Consider the following 15,131-nt stretch of genomic DNA (forward strand, 5'->3'; position numbering starts at 1 on the left):
AAATAGATTGGCCGAGAACGCAAACGAGCCGCCCACCGGATCTCACGGTGAGCGGCTTGTTTGCTTTCTCGTTCCTGGGCCCTGTACCGATCGGATTCGGGCCGATCGGATTCGACCGAATCCGAACCGACCGGACAGGCGGCCTCAGCGACCGGAGGGAGGGCCCCGTCTACTGGGGGAAAGGCAGGCACGGATCTCATGCCGAGATCGCGACCTTGCGCGGGCGACCACGGGGGCGCTTGCGGGCGATCACGACACCCTGGTCGAAGATCTCACCGCCCCAGACACCCCACGGCTCGCGCCGATCCATGGCCGCGGTCAGGCAGCCCTTCTGGATGGGGCAAGACGCGCACAGCGCCTTGGCCTGTTCCAACTGGACCGGGCTCTCGGCGAACCACAGATCGGGGTCTCCGGCTCGACAAGGCAGGACCTTTGCGACCTCCCGGGGGCGGGTGGGCAGTGCCACGGTTCGGCATGTCACGTCAGTAGTGGCTTGTGGCCTCTCTGCGGTGAACACGTCGTTCTCCTTCAGCTCGTTTGCAGCGGTACGTTCGTTCGTTCCGCGAAACCGAGGCCGGTGCTGGCTGAAGGGCCGGTAAAAAATACTGGCCACGGTTTCGCGTCGGGCGATCCGTGGCCAGGAGGTCCGGGAGTGTTCCCTACCTAGTTCGACATCTGTGTCGAATCCTGATCACGGTCGCTGGGTGTGCGGTGCGGCGGAGGCGTGCTGCCCGCAGATCTGCCGGTGCATATCCGGCCTCCACTGCGAAGACGCCAGCTTCTGCCGTAATGGCAAAAGCTGGGTGCCAGCCCGCGCTGGGCTTGTCCTTGATGACGACGCAACTCGGGGAATGCATGCTCATGGCTTTGCCCTGATCCCCGCGTACGTCGACACCGGACAGACCGATCCCCTGCAAAGCAGCGAGGATCCCCCGGGAGACAGACATGACGGACGCAGCATTCACCGCAACGCCATTGGCGTTGAAATTCGTATTGCTATTCATAGGTCTGCCTCCCTCCTGTACTCGTGTCGGTAACTGTGCGCGCCGAGATGCCCTCCCGGTGCGTGTTCCCACCATATGTGTTGCCACGCATCGCGACAACCTATTTTCTACCTGCGGTTTTGTGGGCTTGACCGCAGCCGTGACGCCACTATCGCCAACACCTCGGCACCGTATTGCTCTAGCTTCTTCGCCCCGATTCCCGGAATCGCGGCGAGTGCGTTGTCAACGTCGGGCAGTTGCTCGGCGATCGCGGTGAGTGTGGTGTCGGTGAAGATCACGAACTCACGCACCCGCAGATCCTGCGCCTTCTCCGCGCGCCACGCCTGTAGCGCCGCGAGTAGCTCGGCGTCGAGTTCGGCCGGACAGCGGCGGCAGCGACCCAGCATGGTGGCGTAGGTGCCGATCAATGGTTTAGCACATACCCGGCAGGTTGGGCGCACACCGTTCGAGGCGGTATCGGAAATCGGTGCGGCGATTCGCGACGCCGGCGAGTCATCGGGCACCAGGCCGTTCAGGAATCGAGAGCGCCGCCGTGTGCGCCTACTACCCTCGCGGGAGAGCGCCCACGACAGTTGCAGATATTCGCGGGCCCTGGTCACACCGACGTAGAGCAGTCGCCGTTCCTCTTCGAGCGCGGCCTGATCGGCGACCGAACCGTCGTCGCCGAGCACATGCGCGATCGGCAGCGTTCCGTCGGCGACGCCGACGAGGAATACCGCATCCCACTCCAGCCCCTTCGCCGCGTGCAGCGATGCGAGGGTCACGCCCTGGATGGTCGGTGGGTGCCTGGCCTCGGCACGCGCGGCCAACTCGCGCAGCAGGCCGATCAGGTCGAGTGCGTCGTCATGGTCGACCAGCTCTTCGGTCAGCCGCACCAGCGCCAGCAACGATTCCCGGCGCTCACGGGCCTGGGCGCCCGCGGGCTCGGTTGCGGTGAGACCGACTGGCGCGAGCGCGGCGCGCACCAAGGTAACCAGGGCCTTACCACTGCGGGACTGGTCGGGCAGATCCTCGCGGGCGGCCACCTGACGCAATGCAAATATGGCTTGCCTAACCTCAGTTCGCGTAAAAAACCCCTCGCCACCGCGGACCTGATAGGGAAGGCCGAGTTCGGTTAGCGCCTGTTCATAGGCCTCGGACTGCGCATTGATCCGATAGAGCACCGCGATCTCGGCGGCCGGTGTGCCCGCGGCGATCAGCTTCTTGATCGACCGTGCGACCGCATCGGCCTCGGCCGGGCCGTCGTCGAATTCGGCGAAAATCGGTTCCGGGCCGTCGTCGCGCTGGCCGACCAGTTGCAGCCGGGTGCCCGCGATGCGCCCCCGCGCGGCGCCGATCACCCGGTTGGCCAACGAGACCACCTGTGGTGTCGAGCGATAGTCGCGTTCCAGCCGGACCACCGTCGCCTCCGGAAAGCGGCGGGAAAAGTCGAGCAGATAGCTCGGGGTGGCACCGGTGAACGAGTAGATCGTCTGGTTCGCATCGCCGACCACCGTCAGATCGTCACGGTCGCCGAGCCAGGCATCGAGCACCCGCTGCTGCAATGGCGTGACGTCCTGATATTCGTCGACCACGAAACTGCGGTAGCGCCCGCGGAATTCGTCGGCCACGGACGGATAGTCCTCCAACGCGGCGGCGGTGTGCAGCAGTAGATCGTCGAAGTCGAGCAGCAGACCGTCCGGTGTGGCCTTCAACTTTTCGTAGCCGCTGTAGGCCGCCGCGACCCGCATCGGGTCATAGGGCGGCTCGCGGCGGTGTTCGGCCATGGCCGCCGGATAGTCCTCCGGCGCGATGAGAGTGGCCTTCGCCCATTCGATTTCGGTAAGCAGATCGCGGACGGCCTCGGTGCGCGAAGGCAATCCGGCCTGATGAGCGGCCTGCGCCACGATCGGGTATTTGCGATCGAGCAACTGCCATGCCACATCGCCGACGATCTGCGGCCAGAAGTACTTGAGCTGGCGCAGCGCGGCCGCGTGGAAGGTGCGAGCCTGCACCTGGTTGGCCGCGCCGCCGAGTCCGAGTGCACGCAGGCGCCCGCGCATCTCCCCTGCCGCGCGTGCTGTGAACGTCACTGCGAGCACTTGGTCGGCCTTGACGTGTCCGGCGGAAACCAAGTGCGCGATGCGATGGGTGATGGTCCTGGTTTTACCGGTACCGGCACCCGCGAGCACACAGACCGGACCCCGGGGCGCGCGGACTGCCGCGGCTTGTTCGGGGTCCAGCCCCCCGGCTGAAGCGTCAGCCAACTCCGGGCGGGTGGGCTCGCTCGTACTGGTTGCCGACACGACACACATCATGGCAGTGTCCGCTGACAAGTCGGACCCCAAGGGATCCGGTTCGGATCGGATTTGTACCGTTCGCGGGCTCGGTCGCGCGACTAGCGATCGCGCAGCCGGCGCAGCGCGCCGGTGAATGCACGCGTATCGCCGTCGAGCGGGGCGAAGAATTCGTGATCGCAGTTCTCGACCGCAACTATCGCCCGATTCGCCAGTGCCACACCGTCTTCGGTGGGGACGAGGGCCTTGGCCCTGCGGTCGTGTGGATGGTCGCGGCGCTCGAGCAGCCCCTTCTGCTCGAGCGCGCGCAGCACCTGGGAGGTCATCATCGGGTCGGTGGCGGCGTGGGCGGCCAGATCGCGTTGCATGACCGGTTCGTCCCGGCCGGCAGCGAGGTAGGTCAGCGCGGCCAAGAGGACGAACTGCACGTGGGTGAGATCGAAGGCGGCAAGTGCCGCCCGCTGAGCGGCCTGCCAGCGATTGGTCACCTGCCAGAGCAACAGGCCCGGACTTTCGTCCGTCTCGGCGAATCGGCTGCGCAGGCCACTGTCCTCACTCATCTGCCCCCCTTACCACTGGTTCGTCGATCATTGCTTGTGCGATCACGGCGAAATCATGCGCGGTCAGTTCGACCAGCCCGCGGCGCAGCACCATGCCCCAATTCGACATGTTGGTGAGATCCAGTTGGTCGCGCAGGTCGTCGATGGGGATCTCGCGAGCATCGGTCCGATAGTGCACCGCGCGCCGCCACGGCTGGAAGCAGCCGCCGTCCTGTGGATCCGCCTGCCAGACCGGCCGGTCGTCGATGGTGCCGATGGCGGTGAAGGAGCGGATCGGCGCACCGCTGCGCATGCCCGCGCGCGGCGAGTAATAAAGGAACCCGTCGCCGGGACGCATGCGCTCGAGCGGGGTCCGCTTACCGTGGTTGACCTGGGCGATGCCGAGTTCGACACCGCGACGCACATGCTCCAGGGAAACCACACCCAGCCAGTACTTCATACGAGCACCGCCTCGGCCGCGGCAACGAGCGCACGCAGATCGGGCTCGACCGACTTGGCCAGGTCCGCGCCGAGCACCCTGGTCCAGAACCAGCGCAGCGGTCCCTCGATCGAGACGGTCACCGTCACCGTTGTGCCCTCCGTGTCGCTAGCGACCTGGTGGTCGAAGATCAGGCGGGCGCCGATGAGCTTGGAGACGTCGACGAATTCGCGATCGGAGAGCCGCTCCACAATGAACGGCACCTCGGGACCACCCTTCGGCTTCAAGGTGCCGGAGGCACCTTGCGTGAACGGGCCGTCCAGCCGGACCCATTCGGTGTCATTGTTCCATTCCGGCCAGGTGGCCATATCGGCCCACTTGGCGAAGAAGGCGGCGGGCGCCGCGGTCGAGATGGCTTGTGCGGTGGCGATCGTTGTCATGGATTTAGTATGCGCGCTTATTAAATTCCGCGCAAGTCCGATGGAACAGGATCAGGCCGTCAAATGTTGAACGGTCCGTGAGTGACGTGACCCCCGCCTTGACGATGTACTCGACCACTTGGTGCGGCTACTGCCGACGACTGAAGAAGCAGTTGGACGAGTCCGGTATCAGCTATGTCGAGATCGATATCGAAGAGGATCCCGCATCGGCCGAGTTCGTCGGCAGTGTGAACGGCGGCAACCATGTGGTGCCGACAGTGAAGTTCGCAGACGGGTCCACGGCGACGAATCCGTCGCTGGCCACGGTCAAGCAGACGTTGGCCGCGCTGGCCTGATCAGACTGGGAAAGTTCCGTGCGGACCGATCAATCCCGCACGGAACTCTCGCATCTCTTCGATCAGAGCGCGGCCCAGGACTCCACGATGGTGCGCGCGATGGAGATCGAACCCGGCAGCAATAGCCGCGCGCCCTGGTTCTGCGCGGACCAGTCACCGGCGGCCAGGGCTTCGCGCACCTCGGCCCGAGTGAACCAGTAGGCCTCGGCGATCTCGCCATCCGAAAAGAACAGCGGCTGATCGGGATCCGCGATGGCGGCGAAGCCGAGCATGAGCGAGCGTGGGAATGGCCATGGCTGGCTGCCCAGGTAGGCGATGTCGCGCACGTCGAGGCCGACCTCTTCGCGCATCTCGCGCTCGACGCACCGCTCCAGCGACTCCCCCGCCTCCACGAATCCGGCGAGCAGCGAGAACAGCGTCTTCGGCCAGGTGTGCTGGCGGGCCAGCAGCACCCGGTCGCCGCCATCGTGGATCAGGCAGATGACGGCCGGATCGAGCCGCGGGAACTCTTCGTGGCCGTTCTCGGTGACCCGTGACCAACCACCCTTGGTCGCCACGGACGCGGTGCCGTCGGCAGCATTGAATCCGGCCTTGTCGTGCCAGTTCAGCAGGGCCATGGCGGAGGTGAGCAGGTCGGCGGTGAGGTCATCGAGACCGCCCGCCATGGCGCGCAGATCGGTCAGCGTGCCCTGCAGTTCGACATCCCGCACCGCCCAGACATGTTTGCCGCCGTGGATGCCGAGAAATACCGCGGCCGGATTCGGCTCGGCGGACAGGTCGATCGCCGGTGCCAGCACCAGCGCACCGTCTTCGAAGCGGAACTGCCCGCGCTTATTGATGCGGAGCAACTCGGCCTCGGCCCAGCCCTCCTTCAGCGCCTGTTCGTCGGCCCGGATCTCCTCGGCCCGGTCGAGCACTGAACGTGAAAGCAGTGGAACACCATTGAGCTGAAATCCAGAGGCCACGTTTCGAGACTATCGCGCCATGATCACCGGCGTGCGTGCCGGATGTAGAGCAGCTTGTCGGTGGCTTCCAGCGCGTCCACCTCGGCCTGCCCCACCCGGATCAACTCACCGCCGCGCACCACGCCGAGCACGATATCGCCGAGATGGCGTGGGGAACCGCCCACCTCGGACGGTTCCACATCGCGTTCGGCGACCGCGAAGCCCTCTTCGGGAGTCAGCAGATCCTCGATCATCTCCACGACGGTCGGGGTAGTGGTTGCGATGCCGAGCAGCCGGCCCGCGGTCTCGGAGGAGACGACCACCGAATCGGCACCGGACTGGCGCAGCAGGTGGGTGTTCTCGGCCTCGCGAATGGCGACCACGATCTTGGCGCTCTTATTGAGTTCGCGCGCCGTGAGACTCACCAGGACGGCCGTGTCGTCGCGGTTGGTGGCGACCACGATCGAGGCGGCCCGCTGCACGCCGGCCAACCGGAGCACATCGGACTGGGTGGCCGAACCGTGCACCGTCACCAGGCCCACATTCGCCGCCGCCTCCAGCGTCACCGCATCGGTATCGACCACGACGATATCGGCGGGCTGTATGCCGTCGCCGAGCATCGCATCGATCGCGGTGCGGCCCTTCGTCCCGTACCCGACGACCACGGTGTGATTACGCACGCTGCGCCTCCAACGCTGAATCTTGAATGCCTGCCGGGAGCGCTCGGTGAGCACGCTGATGGTGGTGCCGACGAGCACGATGAGAAAAAGCACGCGCAACGGGGTGATGATGACGATATTGGCCAGCCTGGCCTCCGGGGTCACCGGCGTGATATCGCCGTAGCCGGTGGTCGACAGCGATACCGTCGCGTAGTAGAAGGCGTCGAGGAACGACAGCTCGTCACCGGAATTGTCGTGGTACCCATCGCGCCCGAAGTACACCACCAGCGTCGCGGTGAACAGCAGGCTGATCGCGAAGAGCACCCGGCGCACCAGCGAAGCCCATGGGCTGGTCTGGATTTCGGGGATGCGCAGCACCCCGACCAATGCGAAATCCGGCCGACTGGACAGTCCGACACTGCGCGCGCGATCACCGAACACCGGACGCACCCGCCGCCCGTGTGCTCGCCGATCCCACGGCGTCGGCGGTCTCCGGCGTTGCTTGTCCCTCGGGCACGCACGGCAGCCTACCGGGTTCCGCCTGCGGCGCTCGGCCCCGAGGCGAACGGTTGGTGAATCTCTGGATCATTCCAGGGGTGTCGGGGCCGCATTCCGGATGAGTTCGGCCAATTCGTCCGGGCCGGGTAATTCGGCAGGCGCGATGGTGCGTCCGGTGCGCACGTAATGGAATGCGGCGCCGATGCGTTCGAGCATTTCCGCCTCGGTGCCGTGGTCGCGCGCCGCCATCAATCTGGCCCAGGCCAGTCGGTAGACAGCCAGCTGCATGGCGACCGCGGGCTCGTCGGCGGGTGCGGGTTCGGCACCGGTTTTCCAGTCGACCACGATCCAACCGCCGCCGGGTTCGGCGAAGACCGCGTCCATCCGGCCGCGGATCACCGTGCCCGCGATGGAGGTTTCGAAGGGGATCTCCACCTCGAGCGGGCTGCGATGGGCCCACGGTGAGTTGAGAAAGGACTCCTGCATGGCGACCAGCTCGGTATCCAGGCCCGCGTCGGCGGCCGAGCTGTCGGCCGCGCCCGGAAGTTCGTCGAAGCCGAGCAGCCGATCGGCGGCGAACCAGCGCTGCACCCAGGCGTGGAAGGCGGTGCCGCGGCGGGCCAGTGGATTCGGCGGGAAGGGCAATGGGCGGCGCAGGCGGGCGGCGAGTTCGGCTGGGTCGGCGCGCATTTCGACGAGGGCGGTCGCGGCGATCTGGCCGGGGAGTTCGACTTCCTCGGCAATGGCTTGGTCGGCTTCGAATTCGGCGAGGAGGGCGTCGACATCGGCGGCCCAGCCGTCGGGGTCGTCAGGGTCGGGGGAATGATCGTGGGGCGGCGTGGGTTCGGAGATCGATGCGCCGTGCTCGTCCGGGGGTGGTTCGAAGTGGTCGAAGTGCGGCTCGAACTCGTCGAGATTCGAGTCGAAGCCGCGTCGAGGCCGCGAAAAGTTATCCGGGCCCTGCGGATCCGGCACATCCGGGAGGCGCGCGGGCGGTTCGTAGAAATCGTCAGACGGTCCGGGCACATCGGGAAGACCGGGTGGAGGGACATCCGCATACGGGTCGGCCGAGAGCGCGACCGCAGCGCGCTCAGCGGACCGAGCGGCTGTTGATTTCGGGTCGGCAAAGTTGTCGGTGGCAGGGTCTACAGTCGGTGTCATGTCGATGTCATGGGGCGCGCGATCCACGAAATCGACTGGGGCAGTTGCTTTGTCGTTGGGTTCCGCTCGGGCCATGCGGTCCATCGCAGTGCCGCCAGTGCCAAGTTGTGCGGCAAGTTCGACGAGGGCGGCGCGGACCAGGGACGCCCCCTGTTCAATCGGGTGGCGGCGGTTGCCGAGGGGGTCGCGGGGCCACTCGGCGGTTGCGGGGTTATCGGTGAAGGGGTTGACGGCATCGACATCGGGGGCGTCGTCCCAGCGGTCGAAGGTGACCGCGCCATTGGCCGAGCTGTCGGGGGCCTCGCTGGCGTGTTTGAGTTCCAGGAGGAAATCCGATGGTCCCTTCGGCGCGGTGCCGGTTTCGGCCCAGTGGTGGGCGGAAACGAACAGGACGCGTTCGGTTCTGGTGAGGGCGACATAGAACAGGCGGCGATCTTCGTCGATGCGGCGGCGGTCCAGGGATTCCTTATGGGACTTGATCGCCCGCTCCAGATCGGCGCGATCGTAGAGGTCGGCGAGGTCGAGTACGGGGACGCCCTCGGCGGCATCCTCCTGTCTACGGTCACCGCGCAGGGAGGTCGGGAGTTCGGCCAGCGCACCGAGCCAGGTGCCCGAGGCCGCGCCGGACGGGAAGACGCCGCGGGTCACGTGTGGTACCGCGACGATCTCCCACTCCAGACCCTTGGCCGCGTGTACGGTCAGCACCTGGACACGGTCCCGCGCGACTTCGACTTCGCCCGGTTCCAGGCCGTTTTCGACAGATTCGGCGGCGGCCAGGAAGGCGAGCAGACCGCCGAGCGAGGCGCCGGGATCGCTGGCGTAACCGGCGACCACCTCGGCGAAGGCATCCAGATGTTCGCGTCCGGCACCGGCGCCGAGCATGGCGCGGCGGGCCTGAGTTTCCACACCGACGCCGATGGTGCGTTCCACATCCGCGACCAGTTCGGCGAGCGGTTGACCACTGCGCTCACGCAATGCGGCCAGTTCCCGGCCCAAGGCGACGATGCGCTTGCATCCCGACTCCGAATACTGTTCCGGCGGACCAGGATCGGCGATCGCGTCGGCTAGCCCCGCCTGTTCGGCCGGTTCGGGCGCCACCTCGCGCAGCGCCTCGGCCAGTGCGGTCGAATCGGTGATTTCATCGACTTCATTGCCGTGCAGACGGCTGATCGACAAATCCCGGGCGCGGCGGGCGAGCGCGGCGAGGTCCGCGACACCGATGCGCCAGCGGGCACCGGTGAGAATCCGCATGGCCGCGCTGCCCGCACCGGGTTCGGCGATGAGCCGCAGCGTCGCGACGATATCGGCGACCTCCGGGGTGGCAAGCAGACCGCCGAGGCCGACGATTTCCACCGGAAGTCCTTGTTCGCGTAAGGCTTCCGCGAGCGGAGCGGCATCGGCATTGCGTCGCACCAATACGGCCGAGGTCGGTGGCGGCTCCGCTGCCTCGCGTTTGGTCGCCCATTCCGCCGCGATCCGGTCCGCCACCCAATCCCGTTCGTCGGCAACGGTTTCGGTGAGGGCCAGCGCGACGATGCCGGGTTCGGCATCGGGTTTTGCGCGTAGGGCGTCGACGGTTACGCCGCCGCTGTCGATAGCATTGCGACGCAATGGTTCGGCGACGAGATTCGCCAGGGCGAGCGCCTCCGGCGGGTTGCGCCAGCTGGTCAGCAGCGGCAGGATCGGCGCGGGAATGCCTGGAGCGCTGGGGAAATCGGTGGCGAATCTGGGCAGGTTGGCGGCGGATGCGCCGCGCCAGCCATAGATCGATTGCATCGGGTCACCGACCGCGGTGACCGCCAAACGCTGTCCGGCGTGGCTGGCTGTGCTGTGCTCGGCATCCGACTGAATCCCCTGAGCGTCGCGATCCAGCCCGCCCGATTCCCCAACATGTTCACTCGACTTCGGTGTCTCGGCGGGTTCTCGTGATCGCTTGACGTGCGGTTGCGGGGGCAATCCGCCGAATAGCGCGGCGAGCAGGATGCGTTGGGCGTGGCCAGTGTCCTGGTACTCGTCGAGCAGGACCAGGCGGAAGCGGGCACGTTCGGCGGCGGCGACCTCGGGATGTTCGGCGGCGAGGCGGGCGGCCAGCGACATCTGGGCGCCGAAATCCAGTGCGCCTCGGCGGCGTAACGCCTCGGCGAGCTGTTTGACCAGGGGCAGCAGCGCGACACGTTCGCGTTGCACCTGGACGATATTCTGCAGAGCCTGGCTCGGCCCGCCGCGTTGGCGTGGGCCCGCGGGCAGAGTGTGCACCAGTTTTTCGAGCTCGGTGTGGGCCTCGGCGAGTTGTTCGGGTTCCACCAGATGTTCGGCGAGTTGGCCGGACAGCGCGAGGACGGCCTCGGTGACCGAGACCGGAGTGCGGTCGGTGTCGAGGTCGCCGTCCCAGTTTCGGACCACCTGGTGGGCGAGCTGCCACAGCTGGGTTTCGGTCAGCAGTGTCGCGGCGGGTTCCACGGGCAGCAGCAGGCCGTGCTGGGTGAGCAGGCGGCCCGCGTACGAATGGTAGGTGCTGATCTCGGGTTCGGCGCCGGAGAGTTGGGCGCGCAACTCACCGCCGGTGTCGAGGTCGCGCAGCAGCGGCGAACCTGCCAGTCGGGCCAGCCGGGTGCGGATGCGGGAGGTCAACTGCTGGGCGGCTTTTCGAGTGAAGGTCAGGCCGAGTACCTCATCGGGCAGGATGAGACGATTCGCGACCATCCACACCACGCGGGCGGCCATGGTCTCCGTTTTGCCCGCGCCGGCACCGGCTACCACCAGGGTCGGTCCAGGTGGGGCCGCAATGACCGCGGCCTGCTCCGCGGTGGGGGGTGGGAGGCCCAGCGCCTCCGCGAGCCGGTTCGGCGATACGGTGCCGCTCATTCGTCGGTCACCTGCCTTCCGGTGTCCTGGACGGGGCAGCTGCCCGCAACCGAACAGTGCCTGCAGCCATCGTTGCGCATGGCGAGGTAGCTAGGGCCCTGGGTGGCGGCCGCGGCATCATGAATCGTGCCACGCCATTTATCGAGGGCCTCGGCGTCGAGCGCGGGCTGCATGCGCTGGGTGGCGCCTTCCTTGCTGCTCGGCTTGGCGACATAGACCAGTCGCGCGCCACCGGGTTCGGCGGATTCCCTGGCGGCGGGGTCGGATTCCGCGACGTCGTCCACGGTGCTGGCGAGCGCGCCCGCGGCGGCGGCCACCTGGTAGGTCGCGAGCTGAGCGTGGTCGGCGGCGGCCTGTTTGGTGACCGGCGACTTCCCGGTCTTCACATCGACAATGACGAACCGGCCGAAGACATCGCGCTCCAGTCGATCGACCCGGCCGCGAATCCGCACGGCGCGTTCGTCTTCCGTCCGCGGCGGCAGTACGCAGTCGACCGGGACCTCCACCCCGGCCTGGGTCAATTCACCGCGGGTATTGCGCACCCAGGCCATGAAGGTCTCCAGCATGGCCTCGGTGCGACGCAATTCTTGACGGGAATGCCAGCCGGTGCCGGGATCGATGGCCCGCCATGCCTTGTTCAATGCCGTGTGGACCTGCGATTCCGGCACCTTGCCCGCCAGGGCCTGGACGAGCGTGTGGACCAGATTGCCCTTGACGGCGTGCGGGTTGTCGCCGTCGGTGCCGCCATGTCGTTCCAGCGCCCAGCGCAGCGGGCAGGTGCGCAGCAACTCGACCGTGGATGGGGACAGGGCAACCGCGGTGTCGTCGTCATCCCAGAGTGAACGCGACGAGCTGAGATCGGCCGTGCCATACCACTCGTCGGGATGGGTACCGGGCACCCCGGCATGTGCCAAACGGGCGAGTTGGTGGGCGGCGCGACGTCGGCGCTCCGGTTCGGCCTCGGAATCGCAGACCACACCGCGCAATTCGGCCACCAGCGCATGCATGACCAGGGCGCGGCCCGGATCGGCGACCGGGAGCGCGCCGGGTTCGCTGTCGCCATCGTGGCCGAGGAGTTCGGCCAGGAACCGGGAGGGTACGAGATCGCGTTCGCCCGATACCGATTCCACGGCGGTGACCAGCAGCGAGCGCCGGGCCCGGCTGCACGCAACCAACAGCAGTCTGCGTTCCTCGGCCATGATCGGGGCCGCACGGCTCACCACCTCGCCCGCGTCGACGATGCCCGCGGTGAGATCGACCAGATCCTCGGTCTGCAGCAGGGTGCCGCGCGGGCGCGGATTCGGCCAAATGCCTTCCTGCACAGCGGCAACTGCGACCACATCCCACTCCCGGCCCGCGGACGCGTGCGCGCTGAGCAGCGCGACCGCCTCCCCGGCCGCGGTCAGCGATCTGGTGTCATGCGGAATCTCTTGCTGCACAAGGAATTCGACAAATCCTTCGATGCTCGCGCGTGGCAGCCGATCCACATAGGCGGCCGCGGCATCGAATAATCCGACGGCGGCATCGAGATCACGATCGGCCTGCATGCCTGCCGCCCCACCGCGTTCGGACTGCGCCACCCACCGCCGCTCCAGCCGCGACCCGGTCCACAGCGCCCACAGCACATCCTCGAGACCGGCACCGCGCCGCCGAGCCTTGCCGGCTCGACCGAGCGCGTCGAACACCCGCTTCAGCGGCGCCGCTTCGACATCGGTGAGCCGCTCCATGATTCCCCGATCGATAGCGCCGACCAGCAGATCACGCAGCACCTCCGCAGAGGATTTGTCGACATACGCGCGCCATTGGGCATCGCTGTCGTCTGGTTCGGGTGCCGATGAGTCCCCTTCCGGATCGTCGCTGCTCCGCTCGGAAATATCCGCGCCACCTTGATCGGTTCGCAGCGAGTTCCGCTCGGGGCCGCCCACACTCCGCCGGGCTTGGTCGGTGTCGCGTTTCGAGGCATGTGCGACCAGTTCGGCCTGGTCTGCGCCCCGTTCACCGTCACCACCGCCTCGGTCGGCGTCATCGTCCGCACCCCACTCAGCTGCGGCCAGTGCGGCATCCGCGGCGGCCGGCCCGGCATCGCCCCGCCCCCGCTCGGCGGCGTCTGCACGTCGACGTGCCGCACTCCCGTGTTCGGAGTCAGCGCTATCCGGCTCGGAATCGTCGACGGCCGATTCGGCAGGGTCGCGCTGCCATTCCAAATCTCGACTATTGAACTCCGGCTCGATGCCGTACCAATCGGCATCGTCGGTGATCCGTTCGACCTGGCTGATATTCCGCTCGGCCGTCGTCACATTCCGTTCGGAGCGGTCCGCGCCGAGCTCGAAGTCTTCCTCGTCCGGCGCGAACACCCCCTCATCCGTGGGGAAACCCTCAGCGGACCAATCCAATTCAGCACCAGACGCGGAACTCGCGCGGGCTCGTTCGGCCTTGATTTCGCGGCGTGCGGACTCCAGCACACTGCGCCGGATACCGCGACGCAACCGCCGCAGGGTGATCTGATCCGCGCCACCGAGCGGTCCGGCCAGCAGATCCAATGCGTCCTCGGCCGAGAACATCGCCTCGGCTGAACGCCGCCGCCCATGCCGCTGCGCGTCCTCCGCGAGCAGCGCCCGCAACGCGAGCAGCATCCAGGCCGCACCGCGCCGTCGAGCCAATGGCGCATCGAGCGCGGGCTGTTGCACAGGCACTCCGGCCGCCAAGAGGGCGCGGCGCAGTGGAGCCAGTGACAACGGCACCGAGCGGACGATCACCGCCATTCGCGACCACGGCACACCATCGGTGAGGTGAGCGCGGCGCAAATGGTCGGCGATCAGGGCCGCCTCCTTCGCCGGGGTGGCCAGCACCCGCACGCGCACCTCGGTGTCGTCGTCCTTCGGCGCCACGGTGTGATCGGGTGCCGAAAAGCGTTGTGGCGCACTGCCTGGCAACTTGGCCGCGATCCGTGCGATGGCCAGTTCCACCGCGCCACCCGATCGGTGGTTGTTCCGCAGGACGATTCGCTGTCCATCCGAGCCGGTCAGTTCCGCGACAAAGCGGGAATCCGCACCACGGAAGGCGAATACGCCCTGATCCGGATCGCCCGCGACGACCGCCGTATGTGCGGCCGTACCCAGCACTCGCACCAGCAGCGCGGCCTGCGGATCCAGGTGCTGGGCGTCGTCGACCAAGAGGTATCGGATCCGATTCCGTTCCGCGGCGAGCAGATCGGCATCACCGGCCAGCGCGTCCAGGGCGGCTCCGACGAGTTCGGCCGCATCCAGCGCGGGTGCGGTCGCCTCGGGCGCCTCCACCCCGACCGACCAGCGCAGCAGCATCGACTGCTCGTACCGGACCGCGAATTTGCCCGCCGCCACCCACTCCGGCCGACCGTGCTGGCGGCCGAGCCGCACCAGATCCTCGGGTCCGAGACCGCGTTCGGTGGCCCGCAGCATGAGATCGCGCAACTGCTCGGCGAATCCACCGAGGCCGAGCGCGGGTTGCAGCCGTTCCGGCCACAGGTCACTCGCCCCGGCCGCGATATCGATCAGGTCGCCACGCAGCATTTCGCGCAGCACGGCATCCTGCTCGGCACCGGTCAGCAATCGCGGCGGCGGATTGCCGTGCGCGCTCGCATGTCTGCGCAATACCGAGAACGCGTAGGAATGCAGGGTGCGCACCAGCGGTTCCCTGGTGGCACCGGGTACCCCGCCCTCGGCAGTGTCGGGAGCGGTCAGCCGGGCGGTAATGGCATCGCGGACCGTACTCGCCGCCTGCTTCGAATGGGTCAGTACCAGCACCGATTCCGGATCGGCACCCGCGGCGATGCGCTCGGCGGCCAGCTCGATGAGCAGTGCGGTCTTGCCGGTTCCCGGTCCGCCGAGCACCTGCCAGGGCCGCCAGTCCGGCCGGAGCGAGCCGACCGTCGCCACGGCATCGAACAGCATGCGGACATCGGCACCCCAGGTCCGAGCCGGGGGCGCCGCCAC

10 protein-coding genes are annotated in these 15,131 nt (G+C 67.5%); 1 reads left to right on the forward strand and 9 read right to left on the reverse strand.

From position 1 onward, the window contains the following. Window positions 1–196: 196 nt before the first annotated feature. From AB0L63_RS00115 to AB0L63_RS00135, 5 genes are all read right to left on the reverse strand, one after another. Window positions 197–466 (reverse strand): WhiB family transcriptional regulator, encoded by a 270-nt coding sequence (locus tag AB0L63_RS00115; protein WP_364493873.1) that lies wholly within the window; start codon window positions 464–466, stop codon window positions 197–199. A gap of 645 nt (window positions 467–1,111) precedes the next feature. Next, window positions 1,112–3,298, reverse strand: a complete 2,187-nt coding sequence (locus AB0L63_RS00120) for an ATP-dependent DNA helicase UvrD2 (RefSeq protein ID WP_364493876.1) — start codon at window positions 3,296–3,298, stop codon at window positions 1,112–1,114. An 83-nt stretch (window positions 3,299–3,381) separates the two neighbouring features. Beyond that, window positions 3,382–3,840, reverse strand: a complete 459-nt coding sequence (locus tag AB0L63_RS00125) for a MarR family transcriptional regulator (protein WP_364492609.1) — start codon at window positions 3,838–3,840, stop codon at window positions 3,382–3,384. Then, window positions 3,833–4,279, reverse strand: a complete 447-nt coding sequence (locus AB0L63_RS00130) for an EVE domain-containing protein (protein WP_364492611.1) — start codon at window positions 4,277–4,279, stop codon at window positions 3,833–3,835. The genes AB0L63_RS00125 and AB0L63_RS00130 overlap by 8 nt, the downstream gene beginning before the upstream one ends. Beyond that, a complete protein-coding gene (locus AB0L63_RS00135; protein WP_364492614.1) occupies window positions 4,276–4,698 on the reverse strand; it encodes an SRPBCC family protein in 423 nt (140 codons plus the stop codon). The genes AB0L63_RS00130 and AB0L63_RS00135 overlap by 4 nt, the downstream gene beginning before the upstream one ends. Before the next feature lie 104 nt (window positions 4,699–4,802). Between AB0L63_RS00135 and AB0L63_RS00140 the strand changes: the two genes are divergently transcribed. Further along, a complete protein-coding gene (locus AB0L63_RS00140; protein ID WP_364493879.1) occupies window positions 4,803–5,033 on the forward strand; it encodes a mycoredoxin in 231 nt (76 codons plus the stop codon). 62 nt (window positions 5,034–5,095) lie between these two features. Here AB0L63_RS00140 and nudC read toward each other — a convergent pair whose 3' ends face one another. The 4 genes from nudC to AB0L63_RS00160 form a co-directional block, all read right to left on the reverse strand. Beyond that, the gene (nudC, locus tag AB0L63_RS00145; protein WP_364492616.1) at window positions 5,096–5,998 is read right to left on the reverse strand and encodes an NAD(+) diphosphatase; all 903 of its coding nucleotides are present in this window, start codon (window positions 5,996–5,998) and stop codon (window positions 5,096–5,098) included. A gap of 23 nt (window positions 5,999–6,021) precedes the next feature. Beyond that, window positions 6,022–7,086, reverse strand: coding sequence for an NAD-binding protein (locus AB0L63_RS00150; protein WP_364492618.1), 1,065 nt, complete (start codon window positions 7,084–7,086; stop codon window positions 6,022–6,024). A 135-nt stretch (window positions 7,087–7,221) separates the two neighbouring features. Then, complete coding sequence (locus AB0L63_RS00155; RefSeq protein WP_364492620.1) at window positions 7,222–11,160, reverse strand: ATP-dependent DNA helicase; 3,939 nt, start codon at window positions 11,158–11,160, stop codon at window positions 7,222–7,224. Next, window positions 11,157–15,089, reverse strand: coding sequence for a PD-(D/E)XK nuclease family protein (locus AB0L63_RS00160; RefSeq protein WP_364493882.1), 3,933 nt, complete (start codon window positions 15,087–15,089; stop codon window positions 11,157–11,159). Before AB0L63_RS00160 ends, AB0L63_RS00155 begins: the two co-directional genes overlap by 4 nt. Window positions 15,090–15,131 lie beyond the last annotated feature (42 nt).

The sequence above is a fragment of the Nocardia sp. NPDC051990 genome (assembly GCF_040680755.1).
In the GTDB taxonomy this organism is placed as follows: Bacteria; Actinomycetota; Actinomycetes; order Mycobacteriales; family Mycobacteriaceae; genus Nocardia.